Source organism: uncultured Thiohalocapsa sp. (genome assembly GCF_913063425.1).
GTDB lineage: Bacteria > Pseudomonadota > Gammaproteobacteria > Chromatiales > Chromatiaceae > Thiohalocapsa.
In genome coordinates this window covers 25,427-44,326 of sequence record NZ_CAJXYK010000021.1, presented here as the reverse complement: position 1 = coordinate 44,326, position 18,900 = coordinate 25,427, and the positions used below count along the sequence as shown (strand labels likewise).

Annotated in this window: 18 protein-coding genes and 1 riboswitch; of the genes, 7 read left to right on the top strand and 11 right to left on the bottom strand. The window is 68.2% G+C overall.

Annotation, left to right across the window (positions count from 1 at the left end; translation table 11 throughout):
- Positions 1 to 70 precede the first annotated feature (70 nt).
- Positions 71 to 724 carry a protocatechuate 3,4-dioxygenase gene (locus QZ607_RS13030; RefSeq protein ID WP_295883276.1) on the bottom strand — a complete coding sequence of 218 codons (654 nt, stop codon included), beginning with the start codon at positions 722 to 724 and terminating at the stop codon, positions 71 to 73.
- A gap of 28 nt (positions 725 to 752) precedes the next feature.
- Positions 753 to 1,088 (bottom strand): hypothetical protein, encoded by a 336-nt coding sequence (locus QZ607_RS13025; protein ID WP_295883273.1) that lies wholly within the window; start codon positions 1,086 to 1,088, stop codon positions 753 to 755.
- 218 nt (positions 1,089 to 1,306) lie between these two features.
- On the opposite strand from QZ607_RS13025, the gene QZ607_RS13020 reads away from it, so the two are divergent.
- Positions 1,307 to 2,545, top strand: coding sequence for an esterase-like activity of phytase family protein (locus QZ607_RS13020; protein ID WP_295883269.1), 1,239 nt, complete (start codon positions 1,307 to 1,309; stop codon positions 2,543 to 2,545).
- A gap of 11 nt (positions 2,546 to 2,556) precedes the next feature.
- Here the strand turns inward: QZ607_RS13020 and QZ607_RS13015 are convergent, their stop codons facing one another.
- Both QZ607_RS13015 and QZ607_RS13010 read right to left on the bottom strand, forming a co-directional pair.
- The gene (locus QZ607_RS13015) at positions 2,557 to 3,237 is read right to left on the bottom strand and encodes a class I SAM-dependent methyltransferase (protein ID WP_295883266.1); all 681 of its coding nucleotides are present in this window, start codon (positions 3,235 to 3,237) and stop codon (positions 2,557 to 2,559) included.
- A complete protein-coding gene (locus tag QZ607_RS13010) occupies positions 3,224 to 3,568 on the bottom strand; it encodes an antibiotic biosynthesis monooxygenase (RefSeq protein ID WP_295883262.1) in 345 nt (114 codons plus the stop codon). Before QZ607_RS13010 ends, QZ607_RS13015 begins: the two co-directional genes overlap by 14 nt.
- A gap of 186 nt (positions 3,569 to 3,754) precedes the next feature.
- Between QZ607_RS13010 and QZ607_RS13005 the strand changes: the two genes are divergently transcribed.
- Positions 3,755 to 4,450, top strand: coding sequence for a DUF2499 domain-containing protein (locus QZ607_RS13005; protein ID WP_295883259.1), 696 nt, complete (start codon positions 3,755 to 3,757; stop codon positions 4,448 to 4,450).
- Positions 4,451 to 4,476: 26 nt separating this feature from the next.
- Here QZ607_RS13005 and metF read toward each other — a convergent pair whose 3' ends face one another.
- The 3 genes from metF to QZ607_RS12990 form a co-directional block, all read right to left on the bottom strand.
- A complete protein-coding gene (gene metF / locus QZ607_RS13000; RefSeq protein ID WP_295883256.1) occupies positions 4,477 to 5,334 on the bottom strand; it encodes a methylenetetrahydrofolate reductase [NAD(P)H] in 858 nt (285 codons plus the stop codon).
- A 133-nt stretch (positions 5,335 to 5,467) separates the two neighbouring features.
- Positions 5,468 to 6,874, bottom strand: coding sequence for an adenosylhomocysteinase (gene ahcY, locus QZ607_RS12995; RefSeq protein WP_295883255.1), 1,407 nt, complete (start codon positions 6,872 to 6,874; stop codon positions 5,468 to 5,470).
- 20 nt (positions 6,875 to 6,894) lie between these two features.
- A riboswitch (S-adenosyl-L-homocysteine riboswitch) is annotated at positions 6,895 to 6,977 on the bottom strand.
- Between the two features lie 68 nt (positions 6,978 to 7,045).
- On the bottom strand, positions 7,046 to 7,879 hold the full coding sequence (locus QZ607_RS12990) for a hypothetical protein (RefSeq protein WP_295883378.1): 834 nt from the start codon (positions 7,877 to 7,879) through the stop codon (positions 7,046 to 7,048).
- On the opposite strand from QZ607_RS12990, the gene QZ607_RS12985 reads away from it, so the two are divergent.
- A complete protein-coding gene (locus QZ607_RS12985) occupies positions 7,769 to 8,824 on the top strand; it encodes an SUMF1/EgtB/PvdO family nonheme iron enzyme (protein ID WP_295883252.1) in 1,056 nt (351 codons plus the stop codon). The genes QZ607_RS12990 and QZ607_RS12985 overlap by 111 nt on opposite strands.
- A gap of 153 nt (positions 8,825 to 8,977) precedes the next feature.
- Here the strand turns inward: QZ607_RS12985 and QZ607_RS12980 are convergent, their stop codons facing one another.
- The 4 genes from QZ607_RS12980 to metK form a co-directional block, all read right to left on the bottom strand.
- The gene (locus QZ607_RS12980; RefSeq protein WP_295883248.1) at positions 8,978 to 9,556 is read right to left on the bottom strand and encodes a Uma2 family endonuclease; all 579 of its coding nucleotides are present in this window, start codon (positions 9,554 to 9,556) and stop codon (positions 8,978 to 8,980) included.
- Between the two features lie 183 nt (positions 9,557 to 9,739).
- A complete protein-coding gene (gene purT / locus QZ607_RS12975) occupies positions 9,740 to 10,936 on the bottom strand; it encodes a formate-dependent phosphoribosylglycinamide formyltransferase (protein ID WP_295883244.1) in 1,197 nt (398 codons plus the stop codon).
- 154 nt (positions 10,937 to 11,090) lie between these two features.
- Positions 11,091 to 11,720: a choice-of-anchor R domain-containing protein gene (locus tag QZ607_RS12970; protein WP_295883241.1), complete on the bottom strand. Its 630-nt coding sequence runs from the start codon at positions 11,718 to 11,720 to the stop codon at positions 11,091 to 11,093.
- A 223-nt stretch (positions 11,721 to 11,943) separates the two neighbouring features.
- Positions 11,944 to 13,113 carry a methionine adenosyltransferase gene (gene metK / locus QZ607_RS12965; RefSeq protein WP_295883238.1) on the bottom strand — a complete coding sequence of 390 codons (1,170 nt, stop codon included), beginning with the start codon at positions 13,111 to 13,113 and terminating at the stop codon, positions 11,944 to 11,946.
- Positions 13,114 to 13,331: 218 nt separating this feature from the next.
- On the opposite strand from metK, the gene QZ607_RS12960 reads away from it, so the two are divergent.
- From QZ607_RS12960 to QZ607_RS12945, 4 genes are all read left to right on the top strand, one after another.
- Positions 13,332 to 13,889 (top strand): thioredoxin family protein, encoded by a 558-nt coding sequence (locus QZ607_RS12960; RefSeq protein WP_295883236.1) that lies wholly within the window; start codon positions 13,332 to 13,334, stop codon positions 13,887 to 13,889.
- Between the two features lie 456 nt (positions 13,890 to 14,345).
- Complete coding sequence (tkt, locus tag QZ607_RS12955; protein WP_295883234.1) at positions 14,346 to 16,358, top strand: transketolase; 2,013 nt, start codon at positions 14,346 to 14,348, stop codon at positions 16,356 to 16,358.
- A gap of 136 nt (positions 16,359 to 16,494) precedes the next feature.
- A complete protein-coding gene (gene gap / locus QZ607_RS12950; protein WP_295883232.1) occupies positions 16,495 to 17,496 on the top strand; it encodes a type I glyceraldehyde-3-phosphate dehydrogenase in 1,002 nt (333 codons plus the stop codon).
- A 154-nt stretch (positions 17,497 to 17,650) separates the two neighbouring features.
- The gene (locus tag QZ607_RS12945) at positions 17,651 to 18,832 is read left to right on the top strand and encodes a phosphoglycerate kinase (RefSeq protein WP_295883229.1); all 1,182 of its coding nucleotides are present in this window, start codon (positions 17,651 to 17,653) and stop codon (positions 18,830 to 18,832) included.
- Positions 18,833 to 18,900: the final 68 nt, after the last annotated feature.

Here is an 18,900-nt window from a genome sequence, read left to right as displayed (position 1 = left end):
TGCATCGGCGTTTCCCGTGCGGGGCGGGAGCCCCCGCCATTTTCAGCGACGCAAGTCGCTGAGAATGCCGTCAGCCGAGGACGATGTCGAAGTGCGCCGCAAGCAGGCCCGGGGCGTCCGCCGCCGGGTGAAAGGGCACGGTCACCGCCGCGCGCTCCGCCGGCGGCAGACGGCGCCGCAGAAAGTCGCCCGGGTTCTCCGGCGCACCCTCGACATAGACCTGGGTCACGAACTGCCGGCCATCGGCCGCGGTCACGGCGATATGGATGTGCGGCGCACGGCCGGGGTAAGGCACGGGCTTGATGGTGCGGAAGCGATAGCCGCCGTCGCTGTCCGTGCGCGTGCGGCCGTAGCCCTGGAAGCCCGGGTCCCGCGGGGCGCCGCCCCGGTCCCCCGTGTGCAGGTAGCGCCCGTTGGCATCGCACTGCCAGATCTCCACCAAAGCGCCCTCGAGCGGCGCGCCCTCCGTGGTCAGCACCCGGCCGGCGAGGTCGGTGATCTCACCGCGCGCAACCCCGTCGGCAGCATTGCCTTTCGGCATGCGTCTGGTGAGGTCGTTATCGCGGTCCAGGGGCAGACGGTCCGGATAGAAGGGGCCGCGGCTCTGGACGGGCGTCGGCGTGCGGGCCGCAGGCAGGCCCAGGGCCGGCGCCAGGCCGGTTGTCAGTCCCGCTGCGGCGAACAGTAGTTGTCTGCGCCGGGGCTGTCGGGGCTCGTGGGGCATGATGGCTCTCCGCTGGGCTGTGCCGGTGTCAGGAGCGGCCGGCGCTGTAGTCCTGTGCCTGCAGGGCGGCGGCATAGGCCGTGTCCACGAGCTCGTGCATGAGCCGCAGCGACGTGGCCGGCGGCGCCTCGATCATCCGCGCCCGCACGGCCATGGCCATGGCGAGCGCCTGCAGGATGTCGCCGTCGCTGACCGCACTGCCGGCTGCTGCCGCGCCGCCGGCCACCGTGTCGTTGATACTCGCCAGTGTGTGCGTGAGCATCGCGGCGACCTGGTCCCGGGAGGTGGTCTCGGGATGCAGCGGAAAGCGCATGTCGAAGGCGCGACCGCCGCTGGTGACGGCCGTGTAGTCGAGGTGGGGCATGCCGGACTCCGCGTTGCATGGTGTCTTGACAGGAGGTGGGCGCACGCGGTGCGGATTCCAGGCCAGAAATGCAGAGATCTTCGTCGTGGGCGTCGTCGTCGGGGCGGGCATTGAGTGCGCCGGCTCTGTCGTCGCGCTTGTGAGTTGCCGGCTGCGCGGGCCGGGGCCGGGATCGCGGGTTAGAATCCGCTGACAAGCCTGAGCCGGAGAGTCCTGAGATGCCCATCATGCGTACCCTGAGCCGCGCCTCGGCGCCCCTGCCTTGGCTCGGGACCTTGTTCTTGACGGCGGTGATGATGGTCGGTGATGTGCGGGCGGCGTCCGTCACGGCCATCGACTACCTGGGGTCTGTCACCCTGCCCGAGACCGCGGGCGGCGCAACCGGTATCGGCGGGCTGTCGGACCTGGCCTACGACCCCGCCACCGGGCAATGGGTGCTGCTCTCGGACGAGGGCCGCGCCTTCGGCTTGCGCGTCGATCTGGCTGACGGTGCCTTGGACGCCGGCGATGCGTCGGTCACCGCGGAGCTTCCGCTCGCGCTCTCCGGCTCCGCTGATGACCCGGAGGGCATCCACATCGGCGCCGACGGCAGCTGGTGGGTGAGCACCGAGGGCAATGGCAACGCCAACGATGCCAACGGCGGCGGTTATGAGCCCTTTGTCGGCCGCCTGGACCCCGCCACCGGCAGCATCGCCGGGGAACTGCCGCTGCCCGCCCCCTTCGCGCCCATCGCACCCGACGGCATTCGCCACAATCGCGGCTTCGAGGGCGTGGCGGTCGCGCCGGACGGCAGCGCCTTGTTCACCGGCGCCGAAGAGGGTCTGAGTCAGGACGAGCTCACCGGCGGCAGCAGCGCGCTGACGCGGCTCATCGAATACGACCTCGGCACGGGCACCGAGGTTGGACAATACGCCTATGTGCTGGATGACATCGGCACCCAGAACGGTCTGGTGGCCATGCTGGCGACGGGGCCGCAGACGCTGCTCGCGCTGGAACGGGCCCCCACGCTTTTCGGGGGATTCATTCCGGGCTTCAGCGTGCGGCTCTTCGCGGTGGACCTGAGCGGGGCCACCAATGTAACCGGGGTTGACGCCATCGCCGCGGATTTCGAGAGCGGGCTGGTCACGGCCGCCACCAAGGACTTGGTGCTGGACCTGTCCACCGAGGGGCTGATCTTCGACAACCTGGAGGGTCTGGCCTTCGGGCCCTGGCATGGCCTGAGCCGTCCCCTCCTGATGATCGCAGATGACGGCGATCCGCTGTCGCTCAACACGCTGGTGGCTTTCAATGTCAGCTTCGACCAGGCGTTTCCGGCACCCGCCGCCGCGCCGGCGACGCTGCCCCTGCTGCTGAACGGGCTGCTGGGCGGGCTGCTGCTGCTTGCGCGGCGGCGTTGCTCAGGCCGTGGCGGTCGCCAGGCGGACCTGTCTTTGGCGGCAGGCGGGGATGCCGGCTGACGACCTTGCGCTCAAGCCGGAGGCATCAACCGGAGCATGCGGTTGCCGCCGCGCTGGAATTCATAGTCCACGGGGTCGATGCGGTGCTGCCGGCCGGCGGCGTCCGCGGTTGCGCAGACCAACTCCAGGTGCGGTGACGGCCGTGCTTGCAGGTCCACCAGCGGGAAGATGCGCACCTCCCGCGCCACACGCATCAGCTCGGCCGCCGCGCGGCGGTGGGCGTTCGCATCCAGATGGTCGGAGTAGCTGAAGAGCAGGTGCGACACCAGCGCGAGATCAAACGCCCCGTCGCTGAAGGGGAGATCGGGTAAGCGTGCGGCCCGATACCTGGGCGAGGCCCCGGGGCCCGGGTAGTCCAGGAGAAAGCGCGCCATGCTGTCGAGGCGTGCAGCGACCAACTCATCGACGCCGTCGAAGTGCGTCCAGACGAAGCGCTCGCGGTGCGCGTGCAGTCCGGCCTCGATCTCTGGTCGCACCGCGGCGATGCGGCGCTCGATGTCCTCCGCGGCTAAGGCATAGATGGGGTCCACGGACACCACGTCGGCGCCCCGGGCGGTGGCCTCTGCATTGAAAGACGCGGGGCCGTCGGCGCAGCCCAGTATCCGGCCGCTCAAGTCCGCCCCGGTGAGGGCGAACATGGCCCTGTACTCCCCGAAGGAACGGCCCCAGGGCACGATGTCACGCAGCTGCATGTGCTCTCCCGCCCAAGGCATAGACGGGCTCCACCCGGGCCACCCGGACCCGATAGTCCTTGTACCAGCGCCGGCGTCCGAGCCGTTGTGCCGCGGGATGATGTACGTGGCGTTTCCAGTTCAGAATGGATTCCTCGTCCCGCCGGTAGGACACTGTGATGCCGACGGTCTCCCGGGCACTCTCGACACCGAGGAAACCGGGCTGTCGTTCTGCGAGGTCCAGCATGGCGTCGGCCATGCGGGCATAGCCGTCCGCGTCCTGGTCGCTGCGGATGGAGCTGAAGATCACCGCGTAGTAGGGCGGTGCAGGTGTGGCTGCGAGCTGCGGCATGGTCCTGCGGGGCTCAGCCGAACTGCGCCGACTTCAGCAGATGTGGTACGCGGCGACCATCTCCCGGATGGGGAGGGCACCGCGGGGGCCTCTCCTGCGTTATGGTAACTGTCACCGATTTTGTTGTGGTGACTGTCGCCGGCGCTTCAGGTCTTCAACAGAGACTGCCGGTTGTGAGTTGGGCGCATGCTGTTATCGATTCCCACCTGGATCATCCACCTGCTGACGGTGAGCGAGTGGCTGGCGGCGCTGCTGCTGATCCGCCGCTATGGGATCCGCATCGGTCGGCCGGGGCTGCGGCTGTTCGCGGCTGCGATGCTGCCGCACCTCGTCGGGGGGCTCTTGATCCTGGCATTCCACGCGAGCGGTGACCGGTTGCATGGGCTGCTGGACAGCGCGCGGTTGTTCACCTTTCTCGGCAGCCTGTCCTTGCTGGCGGCGACATCGTGGCTGCTGCTGCGCGGTCGTGCTGCGGCCGTCTGGGTGGTGGCGGGGCTGCTGGCGGCGGGTGTCGCCTGGGGGGCGGGCCGGCTGCTCGGGGCGACGCCAGCGGCGGCGCTGCTGCCGGCGGCGAATCTGGCCTATCTGGCCTTCCTGGTGCTTCTGGTGGTGCTTCAGCGCCGGGAGCCGGTGCTCTTCTCGCCGGTGACCGTGGCGGGGTTCTGGTTCCTGCTGGTGTTCGTTGCCGGCGCCGTCGCGGCGACCGGCTTCGCCACGGGACGGCTCGGGCTGCCGAGCCTGTCGCATGCGGATGCGCTGCACGGTGCGAGCGAAGCCCTGCTGACCCTGACCAACCTGCTGATCGTGCTGGGGGTCCACCTGCGACTGCGAGCGCTGGACGCGACTGGGCCGGAGCGCGACCCGCGGGCCGCGCCCGGTTGACGCTCTGCCGCCGTGGCAGTGGGGTCTCAGTGGGCGCTGGGCAGCTCCAGCTCCTGCCAGAGCTTCAGCGTCGCCTCGGCCTGGTTCATGGTGTAGAAGTGGATGCCGGGCGCGCCGCCCTCCAGCAGGCGGCGGCAGAGGTCCAGCACCACCTCGTGGCCGAAGGCGCGGATGGACTCCTTGTCGTCGCCGTAGGCCTCCAGGCGCTTTCTGATGTAGCGCGGGATCTCCGCACCACAGGCGTCCGAGAAGCGCGCCAGCTGGGTGAAGTTGGTGATGGGCATGACGCCGGCGACGATGGGAATGTCGATGCCCGCCTCGTCGCAGAGCTCCACGAACTCGAAGTAGGCATCCGGGTTGAAGAAGTACTGGGTGATGGCGGCATCGGCGCCGGCGTCCACCTTGCGCTTGAAGTTCTCGAGATCCGCCATGGCGTTGGGCGCCTGGGGATGGAACTCCGGATAGGCGGCCACTTCGAGCTTGAAGCGATCGCCGTACTCCGCGCGCAGGAAGGCCACCAGCTCGTTGGCATAGCGGAAGGCGCTGCGCCCGGTGCTGCCCATGCCCGAGGGCATGTCGCCGCGCAGCGCCACGATGCGCTTGATGCCGCGGTCGATGTAGTGGCCGACGATGTCGCGGATCTCGGCCTCATCCGAGCCGATGCAGGCGAGATGCGGGGCGGTGTCAATGCCCTGTGCACAGAGCCAGTCCACGGTCTGGAAGGTGCGCTCGCGGGTGGACCCGCCGGCGCCGTAGGTGCAGGAGAAATACTCGGGGCCGACGGCATTGAGCCTGGCCACGGTGCCCTTGAGCTTCTCCATGCCCTCCGGCGTCTTCGGCGGAAACAGCTCGAAGCTGAAGGTGCGGGTGTCTTGGGTGTTCATGACGAATACCTGTGCTGCGTGCTCGATGAGGTGGGCGCATAGACGAAGGCCGGCATCGGACGCTGGACCCGACGCCGGCCTTCGCTTCGGACTGCTGGGGCCTGGAACCGAGTGCCCAGCCCCCAGCCCCTCATCAGTACCGGTAGTGATCTGTCTTGAACGGCCCCTCGACGGTGACGCCGATGTACTCCGCCTGGTCCGGGCGCAGCTTGGTGAGCTTGGCGCCGATCTTCTCCAGGTGCAGCCGGGCGACTTCTTCGTCCAGGTGCTTCGGCAGCACATAGACGCCGATGGGGTACTCCGCAGGCTTGGTGAAGATCTCGATCTGCGCCAGCACCTGGTTGGTGAAGGAGTTGGACATGACGAAGCTCGGATGGCCCGTGGCGCAGCCCAGGTTCACCAGCCGGCCGCGGGCGAGCAGGGTGATGCGATGGCCGTCCGGGAAGACGATCTGATCCACCTGCGGCTTGATCTCGATCCAATCATACTTGGACAGCTTGTCCACCTGGATCTCGTTGTCGAAGTGGCCGATGTTGCAGACGATGGCCTGGTCCTTCATGGCCAGCATGTGCTCTTCGGTGATGATGTCCTTGTTGCCGGTGGCGGTCACGAAGATGTCCGCCTGGCCGACGACGTCGTTCAGGTCCACCACGCGGTAGCCCTCCATCGCCGCCTGCAGCGCGCAGATGGGGTCGATCTCCGTCACCCAGACGTTGGCGCCCAAGCCCCGCAGCGAGGCGGCGGAGCCCTTGCCCACGTCGCCGTAGCCGCAGACCACTGCCACCTTGCCGGCGATCATCACGTCGGTGGCGCGCTTGATGGCGTCCACCAGGGACTCGCGGCAGCCGTAGAGGTTGTCGAACTTGGACTTGGTGACCGAGTCGTTGACGTTCATGGCCGGGAACAGCAGGGTGCCGGCCTTGTGCATCTCGTAGAGGCGGTGCACGCCGGTGGTGGTCTCCTCGGTGACGCCCTTGATGCCCTCGGCGGTGCGGTGCCAGTGGCGGTTGTCGCGCTCGAAGGTGCGGTTCAGCACGCCGAGCACTGCCGTCCATTCTTCGTTGTCATCGGCGGTGGCCTGGGGCACGGAGCCCGCCTTCTCGTACTCGACGCCCTTGTGCACCAGCAGCGTCGCGTCGCCGCCGTCGTCCAGGATCATGTTCGGGCCGCCGCCGTCGGGCCAGTTCAGCACCTGCTCGGTGCACCACCAGTACTCTTCCAGCGTCTCGCCCTTCCAGGCGTAGACCGGGATGCCGCGGGCGGCGATGGCCGCGGCGGCGTGGTCCTGGGTACTGAAGATGTTGCAGGAGGCCCAGCGCACCTCGGCGCCGAGCTCCACCAGGGTCTCGATGAGCACCGCGGTCTGGATGGTCATGTGCAGGCTGCCGGTGACGCGCGCGCCCTTGAGCGGCTTGCTCGGGCCGTACTTCTCGCGGATGGCCATCAGGCCCGGCATCTCGGTCTCGGCGATGTCCATCTCCTTGCGGCCGAAGTCGGCCAGGGAGATGTCGGCAACCTTGTAGTCGTTGAACTCACTCATGGTATTCAGCTCCTGAGTATCTTGAGTGAGCGCCGTTGGAACAGGCGGACCCCCGACCGAGCCTGGCAGGGCGACAGGCCCTGTTGCAGCGCTCCTCGGAACGGGGTTGGGAATGTGCTGGGTGCGGTCGGCTCGACCTCCTGCGCCAAACAGTGACGGGCAGCGAAGGCGCTACCGTGGCGGTGCCCCGTGTTGTGTCCGGCAGTGGTGAATGGCGGCCGCTTCTGCGGCGGGGGTGCGCCGAACCAGGCGCGCATGGCAGCGGCGGCCTCGGCGGGGCGGTGGCGGTTGATGTGTGCCCGGTGCCCGGCAGGATTGCAACGCCGTGCTGGTGTTGTCCGCGCATTGTAACGCCACGGGGTGGGGGATTGTCCAGCCGGGACGGGCGGTGGTTTCTCGGCATGCCGGGCTGAAGAGCAGGCAGGTGCGCCCGCTGGACCCGGCCTGCGCGCCGTCCCCGGCGCCGCGGTCAGGCGAGGCAGCACCCAGCGCGTCCGTCAGCGGCGTCAGCTCGCGGACCAGCACCCCGCGGCCGTGCTTCAGGCCCTTGTGGCAGCTCGCGCGCAGGTGGTCCGGGCGCCAGCCGTCCAGAAAGCCCATGGCATCCGCCGCCAGCTTGATGGCGAGCTGCGTCTTCAGCCCGTCACGGGCCATGGCGTCCACGCGCTGCACCAAGGGGGCCGCGGGGCTCGGCTGCGGTCCGAACACCGCCTTCATCTGCGCGTAGGACAGGCCCAGGGTGCGGGTGCTCATCGCCGCGCGGAAGCTGCGAAACAGCCGGCCCCAGGTCTCCGGGTCCACCATGGCATCGAGGTCGCGCTCCAGGCCCACCGCAAAGCGCTCGTACAGCGCCGAGAGCTCCGCCGCGTGGGGTGCCAGCAGCTCCGCGTAGTCGTGCACCTCCACCCAGCCGGCGATGCCGGGCAGCCGGGTCATGGCGGTGAGCGCATCACGGTAGGCCGCCATCTCCGGCGGCGGGTTGCCCATGGCGGTGTTGTAGAACACCCGACCAGCGCCCCTGGCACCTGCGCCGGGCGGCGCTCGGCGACCTGCTCTGCGTGCTCGGCGACACCCGGCCCGGCGTCGGCCTGTGGGCCGACGGCCTGCCGGACATCGCCTGGGTGGAGGTGCCGGCGGGGACGGTTGCCTGGGGCGAGGAGGACGCCGAGGGCCGGATGGCCGGGCCGGATCGCGTCGGTGGCGGCGTTCCGCATGGCGCGCTATCCCATCACCAATGCGCAGTACCAGCCGTTTGCCGAGCTCGAGGGCGCTGAATACGGCGACGACGCTTACTGGCGCGACATCCCCGGCCCATTTGCTGCCGATCCATCTCAGCACCCCCAGGACAACCGTCCCAAGACGGTAGTCACTTGGGCGGAGGCCATGGCCTATTGTCGTTGGCTCACCGCGCGGCTGCGGGCGCTGCCGGCAGACGACCCGCGGCGCCTGGGTGCGGATGAGACGCTGACGCTGCTGACGGAGGACCAGTGGCTGCTCGCCGCCCACGGCCCCGGCGACACCCTGGAGGCGCTGGCCGCACGCGGTTATCCCTGGGGCGGCGCCTGGGAGCCCGGCATCGCCAACTGCAACGAGCAGGGCACGGATGGGCGACAGGCCGTTCCGGCGGACCCGAAGGGCTCGAACTTGGTCCAGACCACGGCCGTCGGGCTCTACCCCCGTGGCGCCGCCCGGCCTGCCAACGATGCGGGCGAGCCGGGCATCCTCGACGCCTACGGCAACGTCTGGGCGTGGTGCCTGAACAAGGCGCAGGCGCCCGATGACTGCACGCCGGACGCCGAGTCTCAGCGGGCGTTTCGCGGCGGGGGCTTCGGTTTTGCCGGGGGCTTGTCGCGTGCCGCCCTGCGCTTCAGGCTCTTCCCGTTCGTCAGGAGCAGCGTCAACGGGTTGCGTGTGTGCGTTGCGCCGCCCCCATGGACCGCTGATCACTGATCCGCTGTTCACTGTTGGCCGCGGTCTGGTCACTGTCGGTGTCCGGCAGGGGGATCTCTGCCAGGGATGGCCGCCGCCTTCTGCGGCAGTCCCTAACCGGCATTGCCCTGGTGTGCGTGACGCCAGGCTGCGAGCGCGCGGCCCGGGCGGAGCCTAGTCGGCAAACAGGCTCGTGATCGGCAGCGTCATCCGTACCCCGGCGAGGTCGATGTCGAGGCTGCCGCCGGTCAGCGACTGCGGTTGCCGGTAGTGGCCCTGGGAGCGATCCGGGTCGCGGTAGTCGTGCAGCGTGCGGTGGCGCAGGTCCACGACCCAATAGCGGCGGATGCCGGCGTGGGCGTACTTCGCGAGCTTTACCCCTTGGTCGAGTGCCAGGCTCGAATCGGCCACCTCGATGACCAGCAGCACATCATCGCCGGTGGGGTTGGCGCTGCGGTAGAAGTCCTCCCGCTGTTGCAGCACCGACAGGTCCGGATACAGCTCGGTGCCGTCGTCGAGCACCACCGGCCCCTGGACGCGGACGATGGCCCGTCCCGCCAAGGCTGCCGCAAATCGCATGGTCAGGCTGTCGGTGGTGCCCTGGTGGGGCGGACCGATGGGCGTCATGTCCCGCATCTCCCCGTCGATGAGCTCCACCCGGTCGCCGTCGTCGAAGCAGCCGGCCTCGATCATGCGGTGGAACTGCGCCACGCTGAAGCGGTGGATTCGGCTGTGCAGGTCGTGGGCGAGCACGATGCGATCTCCTCCGGGCTGGTATCTCCGCGGTAGACTAGCAGACCCGAGGGTTGCCACGCTCGGCAGGGCCGTCCGAACGAGATACGCACCCCGCTTGTGGCGCACTGGCGCCCGGTTTGTCGCGAGTGGGCATTCAGGCAGCGCGCCGCCGAGGGCGCAGCGCCGTGGGCGGCGGATCGATCAGCTCGGCCGCGTCTTGACCGCCGCCGCCACCTGCTGCGCCCGCGCCCGCGCCTTGTCGACATCGGCGCCGCGCGCCAGCGCGACGCCCATGCGCCGGCGTGTGAATGCCTCGGGCTTGCCGAACAGGCGCAGGTCCGACTCGGGCACGGCCAGCGCCTCGGCCACCCCGTCGTAGCCGATGCCCACGGCGTCCATGCCGCCATAGATGACGGCGCTGGCGGCGACGGCGTCGCGGCGGGTGTCCACCGGCATGCCGAGGATGGCGCGGGCGTGCAGATCGAACTCGCTCTGGCGTTGGGAGGCCATGGTGACCATGCCGGTGTCATGGGGGCGGGGGCTGACTTCGCTGAACCAGACCCGGTCGCCGCGCACGAAGAGCTCGACGCCGAAGAGGCCGCGCCCGCCAAGGGCGTCGGTGATACGCCGGGCGATGTCCTGGGCCCTGGCCAGGGCGGGGTCGGTCATCGGCTGCGGCTGCCAGCTCTCCACATAGTCGCCGCTCACCTGCCGGTGGCCCACCGGGTCGCAGAACTGGGTGCTGATCTCGCCGCCTAGCGGGCCGCTGCGCACCGTGAGCAGCGTGATCTCGAAGTCGAAATCCACCACGCCCTCGATGATCACCCGCCCCTGGTTCACGCGCCCGCCGGCCATGGCGTAGTCCCAGGCGGCCCGCAGCGCGGCGGCCTCGTCCACCCGCGACTGGCCCTTGCCGGACGATGACATGACGGGCTTGATGATGCATGGGAAGCCGATGGCGGCCGCCTCCCGCTCAAGCGTGTCGAAATCATCGGCGAAGGCGTAGGGGGATGTGGGCAGGCCCAGCGCCTCGGCGGCGAGCCGGCGGATGCCCTCGCGGTTCATGGTCAGCTGCGTCGCCCGGGCCGTGGGAATGACCTCGCACAGTCCAGCCTGCTCCACCTCGGCAAGGACGTCTGTGGCAATGGCCTCGATCTCCGGGACGATCATCGCCGGTCGCTCCGTGTCGATCAGCGCCCGCAGCGCGGCGGGATCGGCCATGTCGATGACCCGGGCGTGATGTGCCACCTGGTGTCCGGGTGCATCCGCGTAGCGGTCCACCGCGATCACCTCGATGCCGAGGCGCTGCAGGGCGATGATGACTTCCTTGCCGAGCTCGCCGGCGCCGAGCAGCATGACGCGGGTGGCGTTGGGGGAGAGTGGGGTGCCGATTCTCATGCAACGGATTCCGGGCTGTCGGTCCGGCGCCGGGGACTGCGGCGGGCAGGATCGCGGAGGCCTCCCATGCAGCCCGATGCGCGCCGCCGGCGGGCCAGGGTTCGCAGGAGCAGCCCCGCGCGCAACGCCGCAGAGCGCCTGTCCAACCGGGCGCCTATGTTGCGCTCCGGCGCCGGTATGCCTGGCCCAGTACTCCGAGCCCGAGCAGCAGCAGTGGAATGGTCGCCGGGCTCGGGATGCCGGCGCCGTCGGCGGTGGCATAGACCTCCAGCGTGTAAATACTGGCGGCGCTCGCCCAGCCGTCGGGACTGGAGAAGAAAGCGTGATCGTCGCCGATGGTCCAGGCATAAGGCGCCGGAGAGCGCTCGTCCGCAGAGACGGCTCGCTGCCAGAGGAGGCCGTTGATCCCGCCCAGGCTTTCGAGGACAAGCCAGTAGGTCGTGTCCGCGAGCAGGCTGAGGACGCCGGACTGCGGCAGGAAGTCGCGCGGCGTCTGGGCGAAACCGGACAGTGTCACCTGACTCAGCGTGCCGTTGGCTACGACGCTGCCCGGCACGCCGCCCGCATCGCTGAAGATGCGGCCCGTGACCGTGAGATCAGCGCCGATATTGAGCTCCCCGAGCACGGCAACGACGCGGTCGAGCCTGTAGTCAGCGCTGTCCGTGGTGAATGACATCGCCGATTGGGCGTTGCCGGCGCCGTTGGTGTCGGCAAAGCTGGTGTTTTCGACAACCAAGCCGGCACTCGCCGGCGCGCTGAGGGCGGTGAGGGCGCCCAGTGCCAATAGCGGTCTCATGCTGTTTCGCTCCCGCGGGATTTGTGCGTGGATTGGACCGGTGTACGACAGTGCAGGCGCAGGCCGCGCCGCAGCCCTGTTCGTTGGACCGGCTTCGGTGCTTATGCTTGTGGGTGATGGCGCTGCGGCCGGGCGCAGGAGTTGCACGGCCGCAGCGCGTCGGCTTCTGCGCAGCGGTGCAGAAGCCTGCCGGGAAGCGCCGGCGCTCGGTTTACAGACCGGCGGCGTCGCGCAGCTGCTCGGCCTTGTCCGTGGCCTCCCAGGTGAATTCCGGCAGCTCGCGGCCAAAGTGGCCGTAAGCGGCGGTGCTGCGGTAGATGGGCTTCACCAGGTTCAGCATCTGGATCAGGCCGTAGGGGCGCAGATCGAAGAATTCGCGCACCAGCATGGCGATGCGGGTCTCGTCCACCTTGGCGGTGCCGAAGGTCTCGACGCTGATGGAAGTGGGCTCGGCCACGCCGATGGCGTAGGAGACCTGGATCTCACAGCGGTCGGCGAGGCCGGCGGCGACGATGTTCTTGGCCACGTAGCGCCCGGCATAGGCCGCCGAGCGGTCCACCTTGGACGGGTCCTTGCCGGAGAAGGCGCCACCGCCGTGGCGGGCCATGCCGCCATAGGTGTCGACGATGATCTTGCGCCCGGTGAGGCCGCAGTCGCCCACCGGGCCGCCGATGATGAACTGCCCCGTGGGGTTGATGTGGATCTTGGTGTCGCTGTGGATCCACTCCTTGGGGATCACGGGCATGATGATGGTCTCCATCACCGCCTCGTGGATCTGCTGCTGGGTCACGTCCGGGTCGTGCTGGGTTGAGAGCACGAGGGCGTCCACACCGACGACTTCGCCGTCGCGATAGCGCATGGTGACCTGGCTTTTGGCGTCCGGGCGCAGCCAGGGCAGGGTCTTGTTCTTGCGTACCTCGGCCTGGCGCTCCACCAGCCGATGCGCGAAGGTGATGGGGGCGGGCATCAGCACGTCGGTTTCGTTCGTGGCGTAGCCGAACATCAGGCCCTGGTCGCCGGCGCCCTGCTCTTCGGGACTCTTGCGGTCCACGCCCTGGGCGATGTCCGAGGACTGCTTGCCCACCAGCGACATCACCGCACAGGTGTGGCCGTCGAAGCCGACCTCGGAGCGGTCGTAGCCGATGTCGTTGACCACCCGGCGGGCGAGGCTGTCGAAATCCACGTAGTGGTCGGTGGTGATCTCGCCGGCGACGATGACCGCGCCGGTCTTGATCATGGTCTCGCAGGCGACGCGCGCGGCACCGGGGTTGGGATCGTTGGCGAGGATGTCGTCGAGGACGGCGTCGGAGATCTGGTCCGCGACCTTGTCCGGATGGCCTTCGGAGACGGATTCTGACGTGAAGAGCAGTTCGTTTGACATAGCGATATGAGGGCGCCCCCAGGCGCTCTTTGTTGCTGTTGGTGGGAGTGAGAAGACGCGGTGCCGCGTGGGAGTGCGGCGGTCGAGAGCGGCTCATGTTAACCGAGCCCGACGGCGATGAACAGGTGCCCGGAGGCATTGACGGGCTTCCCACCGCCTGTTGTTCGGTTACCATGGTCCGCCTTTTCCGAACCGAATCTGCGCTCTAGGAGGCCACCATGGTGTCTCTCGAAACCCCTGTCTGCGACTTCGGCCAGCCCGCACCGGACTTCTCCCTGCCCGGCGTCGACGGCAAGACCTGGACCCGCGACATGTGCAGGGGCCCGAACGGGCTGCTGGTCATGTTCATCTGCAACCATTGCCCGTACGTGCAGGCGGTGCGCGAGCGCATTGTGCGCGACGCCCGGGCGCTTGCCGAGCTCGGCATCGGCGCCGTGGCCATCATGTCCAACGACCCTGCCGACTATCCGGAGGACTCCTTCGAGAATATGCAGAAGGTGGCCGCCGAGTACGACTTTCCCTTTCCCTATCTGCTCGACGAGACGCAGGCGGTCGCCAAGACCTTCGGCGCCGTCTGCACGCCGGACTTCTTCGGCTATAACGCGGACCTGGGCCTGCAGTACCGCGGGCGGCTGGATGCGAGCCGCAAGGAGACGGCGCCGCCGGACGTGCGCCGGGACCTGTTCCTGGGGATGCAGCAGGTGGCCGAGACGGGGCAGGGTCCGGCGGAGCAGATCCCGAGCATCGGCTGCTCCATCAAGTGGCGCGAGGGCTGACGCCTGACGCCCCGGGCGGGCCGGGGAAGGGCCCGTTCGGGTGCCGGGCGGGGGGTTCCGGCGGTTCGACTTGCTTGTAGTCGAGTGAAATCCTTAATATTAGAAAGTTATGAAGGGCGTGACGCCGCCGGCGCCGCCGTCTTCTGGCTAAACCGCGCATTTTGCGCAAGAATACGCGGTTCATTCCCCATGCCGTGTCGTGCCGATTTGCGAGCGCACGCGGTGGCGAGTGTCCGTTTGGCGAAAGCGTCCGGCCGGCCGCAGGCTGCACGGCTCCTGCGAGGCCGGATTTGGTTTTCAGCGCAGCCGCGAGGTCCGTTGCAGCCCACCACGAGGTCCCCGCCGGCCGCGGCTCCCATCCCGTGATCCGGGCACAGGTGCCGGCCGCAGCCGCCGCAGCGGGTGATGAAGCTTCCTGCCAGATCGCATCGACAACCCGACCGAGGAGAGATCCTTATGTCCTCACGCAAAGAACTCGCGAACGCCATCCGCGCGCTCAGCATGGACGCCGTGCAGAAGGCCAAGTCCGGGCATCCGGGCGCCCCCATGGGCATGGCCGACATCGCCGAAGTGCTTTGGAACGATTTCATGCAGCACAACCCGGCGAATCCGGACTGGGCGGACCGCGACCGCTTCGTGCTCTCCAACGGGCACGGCTCGATGCTGATCTACTCGCTGCTGCACCTGACCGGCTACGACCTGCCGCTGGAGGAGCTCAAGCAGTTCCGCCAGCTCCACTCCAAGACCCCGGGTCACCCCGAGTACGGCTACGCGCCGGGGGTCGAGACCACCACCGGCCCGCTGGGGCAGGGCATCAGCAATGGTGTGGGCATGGCGCTGGCAGAAAAGGTCCTCGCCGCGCAGTTCAACAAGCCGGGGCATGAGATCGTCGATCACTACACCTATGTCTTCCTCGGCGACGGCTGCCTGATGGAGGGCATCTCCCACGAGTCCTGCTCGCTGGCGGGTGCGCTCGGCCTCGGCAAGCTCATCGCCTTCTACGACGACAACAACATCTCCATCGACGGCGAGGTGCGCGGTCACGGCGATGTGCCGGCCTGGTTCCTGGACGACACGCCCAAGCGCTTCCAGGCCTACAACTGGCACGTCATTCCGGAGGTGGACGGGCATGATCCGGAGGCCGTCAAGGCCGCCATCGAGGAGGCCCGCGCCGTCACCGACAAGCCGTCGCTCATCTGCTGCCAGACCATCATCGGCTACGGCTCGCCGAACAAGCAGGGCAAGGAGGAGTGCCACGGCGCACCGCTCGGCGATGACGAGATCGTCCTCACCCGCGAGGCGCTGGGCTGGAATCACCCGCCCTTCGAAGTGCCGGACGACATCTATCAGGCCTGGGACGCCCGCGAGCGCGGCGCCGTCGCCGAGCAGACCTGGAACGAGAAATTCGCCGCCTACAAGGCCGAGTACCCGGTGGAGGCCGCCGAATTCCAGCGCCGCATGGCGGGCGAGCTGCCCGAGGACTTCGAGGCCAAGGCGCGGGAATTCATCAAGTCTGTCGACGAGAAGGCCGAGAAGATCGCCACCCGCAAGGCATCCCAGAACGCGCTGAACGGCTTCGGCCCGATGCTGCCGGAGCTGCTCGGCGGCTCGGCGGACCTGGCCGGCTCCAACCTGACGCTGTGGTCCGGTGCCAAGGGTGTCAAGCCCAAGGACGCGTCCGGCAACTACGTCTACTACGGCGTGCGCGAGTTCGGCATGTCCGCCGTCATGAACGGTGTCGCGCTGCATGGCGGCTTCAAGCCCTACGGCGCCACCTTCCTGATGTTCATGGAATACGCCCGCAATGCGGTGCGCATGGCGGCGCTCATGAAGATCAACCCGATCTTTGTCTACACCCACGACTCCATCGGCCTCGGTGAGGACGGCCCCACCCACCAGCCGGTGGAGCAGGTCTCGATCCTGCGGCTGACGCCGCGCATGTCCACCTGGCGCCCCTGTGACGCCGTGGAGAGTGCGGTTGCCTGGAAGCTCGCGCTGCAGCGCAGCGGCGGTCCGACGGCCCTGATCTTCTCCCGCCAGGGCGCGCCGCACATGGCCCGCACCGACGAGCAGATCCGCGACATCGAGCGCGGTGCCTACGTGCTGAAGGAATGCGAAGGCCTGCCCGAGGCCATCATCATCGGCACCGGCACCGAGGTGTCGCTCGCCATGGAGGCGGCCGAGAAGCTCACCGGGGAAGGGCACAAGATCCGTGTCGTCTCCATGCCGAGCATGGACGCCTTCGATGCCCAGGACCCCGCCTACAAGGCCATGGTGCTGCCGGAGACGGTGCCGGCGCGCGTCGCCGTGGAAGCGGGCGTGTCGAATCTCTGGCCCAAGTACGTCGGCATGCACGGCAAGGTGGTGGGTGTGGACACCTTCGGCGAGTCCGCGCCGGCCGGCGATGTCTACAAGGCCCTGGGTGTCACGGCCGATGCCGTGGCGGACGCCGTGAAGAGCCTTCTTTGAGTGTCGCGTCGCGAGTAACGCGGTGCGGAGAAGGACGCTCCTTCCTCGTCACCAGCCATGCGTTACTCGCCGCTTCCGGCGCTCGCTTCCGAGAGCAGCTGCTTTCCAACCTTTGTCCGATCAGGAGTAAACGACCATGACCCTGAAAGTTGGTATCAACGGCTTCGGCCGCATCGGCCGCATGGCCTTCCGTGCGATCAGCAAGGAGTTCCCGAACATCGAGGTGGTCGGCATCAACGACCTGCTGGACCCCGACTATCTGGCCTATATGCTGAAGTACGACTCGGTGCATGGCCGCTTCCAGGGTGATGTCGCCGTCGACGGCGACAGCATGATCGTCAACGGCAAGTCCATCCGCCTCACCGCCGAGATGGACCCCGCCAACCTGAAGTGGGACGCGATCGGCGCCGATCTGGTCATCGAGTGCACCGGCTTCTTCCTCACCGAGGAGACCTGCCAGAAGCACATCGCCGCCGGCGCCAAGAAGGTCGTCCAGTCGGCGCCCTCCAAGGACGCCACCCCCATGTTCGTCTACGGCGTCAACCACGGCGTCTACGACGGCCAGGCCATCATCTCCGCGGCCTCCTGCACCACCAACTGTCTGGCGCCGGTCACCAAGGTGCTGAACGACAACTGGGGCGTGAAGCGCGGTCTGATGACCACCGTGCATGCCGCCACCGCCACCCAGAAGACCGTGGACGGCCCGTCCAAGAAGGACTGGCGCGGCGGCCGCGGCATCCTCGAGAACATCATTCCGTCCTCCACCGGCGCCGCCAAGGCCGTCGGCAAGGTGCTGCCGGAGCTGAACGGCAAGCTCACCGGCATGGCCTTCCGCGTGCCCACCTCCGACGTCTCGGTGGTGGACCTCACCTGCGAGCTGGACAAGGACGCCACCTACGACGACATCTGCGCGGCCATGAAGGCGGCCTCCGAGTCCGGCGACCTCGCCGGCGTGCTGGCCTACACCGAGGACAAGGTGGTCTCCACCGACTTCCGCGGTGCCACCACCCCGTCCGTCTTCGACGCCGGCGCCGGCATCATGCTGGACGCCACCTTCGTCAAGGTCGTCGCCTGGTACGACAACGAGTACGGCTACACCTGCAACATGCTGCGTATGGTGGAGCACGTGGCTAAGTGAGGGCTGAGGTCTGAGGACTGAGGGCTGGGGGCCGAGGAGCGGCCTTCGCTGACCGTGCCTCGGTCCTCAGCGCTTGCCGGAGTGATGCGGAAAGCGGGAAAACGCTTTCCAGATTGCTCTTGACATTCGACACCACTGCATGAGGCTCCCGTATATGTCCTTCATCAAGCTCACCGACCTGGATCTCGCCGGCAAGCGCGTGCTGATCCGCTCTGACCTGAACGTCCCGGTCAAGGACGGCAAGGTCACGTCCGATGCGCGCATCACCGCGTCCATGCCCACCTTCGAGCACTGCCTCAAGGCGGGTGCCAAGGTGATGGTCATGTCCCATCTGGGCCGCCCGGAGGAGGGCGTCTACTCCGAGGAGAACTCCCTGGCGCCGGTGGCCGCCGACCTCGGCGCCAAGATGGGCCGCGAGGTGCGCCTGGTGAAGGACTATCTCGACACCGCCCCGGAGGTCGCCGACGGCGAGCTGGTGCTGCTGGAGAACGTGCGCTTCAACAAGGGCGAGAAGAAGGACAACGAAGAGCTTGCCAAGCAGTACGCCGCGCTCTGCGATGTGTACGTGATGGACGCCTTCGGCACCGCCCACCGCGCCCAGGCCTCCACCCACGGTGCCGGCAAGTTCGCGCCCACCGCCTGCGCCGGTCTGCTGCTGGCCGAGGAGCTGGACGCGCTGCACAAGGCGCTCGCCGACCCCAAGCGGCCCATGGTCGCCATCGTCGGCGGCTCCAAGGTCTCCACCAAGCTCACGGTGCTGGAGGCGCTGTCCACGAAGGTGGACCAGCTCGTGGTGGGCGGCGGTATCGCCAACACCTTCATCAAGGCCGCCGGCCACAACGTCGGTAAGTCCCTGTATGAAGCAGATCTGGTGGACACCGCAAAGGGCTTGATGGACAAGGCCGAGGCCGCGGGTGCCACCATCCCCATCGCCACCGATGTGGTGGTCGGGCAGAAGTTCGACGAGAACGAGCCGGCGGTGCAGAAGAAGGTGGAAGAAGTCGCCGACGACGACATGATCTTCGACATCGGCCCGGACAGCGCCAATGCGCTTGCCGATATCATCAACAAGGCCGGCACCGTGGTCTGGAACGGCCCGGTGGGCGTGTTCGAGTTCGACCAGTTCGGCGAGGGCACCAAGACCGTCTCCATGGCCATCGCCGACACCGACGCCTTTACGCTGGCCGGTGGCGGCGACACCATCGCCGCCATTCAGAAGTACGACATCTACGACAAGGTGTCCTACATCTCCACCGCGGGCGGTGCTTTCCTGGAGTTCCTGGAGGGCAAGACTTTGCCGGCGGTGGCGATGTTGGAGGAGAGGGCGAAAGACTAGTCTCGGGCTTCGAGGAGCGAGTGCCGAGGGAAGACCCACCCGTACTCGCGCCTCTTCCTCGGTACTCG

What these genes read in the sequence shown, in the direction of transcription:
- QZ607_RS13020 (WP_295883269.1), top strand. Translation starts at nt 1,307, where the DNA reads ATGCCCATCATGCGTACCCTGAGCCGCGCCTCGGCGCCCCTGCCTTGG.
- metK (WP_295883238.1), bottom strand. Translation starts at nt 13,113, where the DNA reads ATGTCAAACGAACTGCTCTTCACGTCAGAATCCGTCTCCGAAGGCCAT.
- metF (WP_295883256.1), bottom strand. Translation starts at nt 5,334, where the DNA reads ATGAACACCCAAGACACCCGCACCTTCAGCTTCGAGCTGTTTCCGCCG.
- ahcY (WP_295883255.1), bottom strand. Translation starts at nt 6,874, where the DNA reads ATGAGTGAGTTCAACGACTACAAGGTTGCCGACATCTCCCTGGCCGAC.
- QZ607_RS13010 (WP_295883262.1), bottom strand. Translation starts at nt 3,568, where the DNA reads ATGCCGCAGCTCGCAGCCACACCTGCACCGCCCTACTACGCGGTGATC.
- QZ607_RS13025 (WP_295883273.1), bottom strand. Translation starts at nt 1,088, where the DNA reads ATGCCCCACCTCGACTACACGGCCGTCACCAGCGGCGGTCGCGCCTTC.
- QZ607_RS12945 (WP_295883229.1), top strand. Translation starts at nt 17,651, where the DNA reads ATGTCCTTCATCAAGCTCACCGACCTGGATCTCGCCGGCAAGCGCGTG.
- QZ607_RS13015 (WP_295883266.1), bottom strand. Translation starts at nt 3,237, where the DNA reads ATGCAGCTGCGTGACATCGTGCCCTGGGGCCGTTCCTTCGGGGAGTAC.
- QZ607_RS12960 (WP_295883236.1), top strand. Translation starts at nt 13,332, where the DNA reads ATGGTGTCTCTCGAAACCCCTGTCTGCGACTTCGGCCAGCCCGCACCG.
- purT (WP_295883244.1), bottom strand. Translation starts at nt 10,936, where the DNA reads ATGAGAATCGGCACCCCACTCTCCCCCAACGCCACCCGCGTCATGCTG.
- tkt (WP_295883234.1), top strand. Translation starts at nt 14,346, where the DNA reads ATGTCCTCACGCAAAGAACTCGCGAACGCCATCCGCGCGCTCAGCATG.
- QZ607_RS13030 (WP_295883276.1), bottom strand. Translation starts at nt 724, where the DNA reads ATGCCCCACGAGCCCCGACAGCCCCGGCGCAGACAACTACTGTTCGCC.
- gap (WP_295883232.1), top strand. Translation starts at nt 16,495, where the DNA reads ATGACCCTGAAAGTTGGTATCAACGGCTTCGGCCGCATCGGCCGCATG.
- QZ607_RS13005 (WP_295883259.1), top strand. Translation starts at nt 3,755, where the DNA reads ATGCTGTTATCGATTCCCACCTGGATCATCCACCTGCTGACGGTGAGC.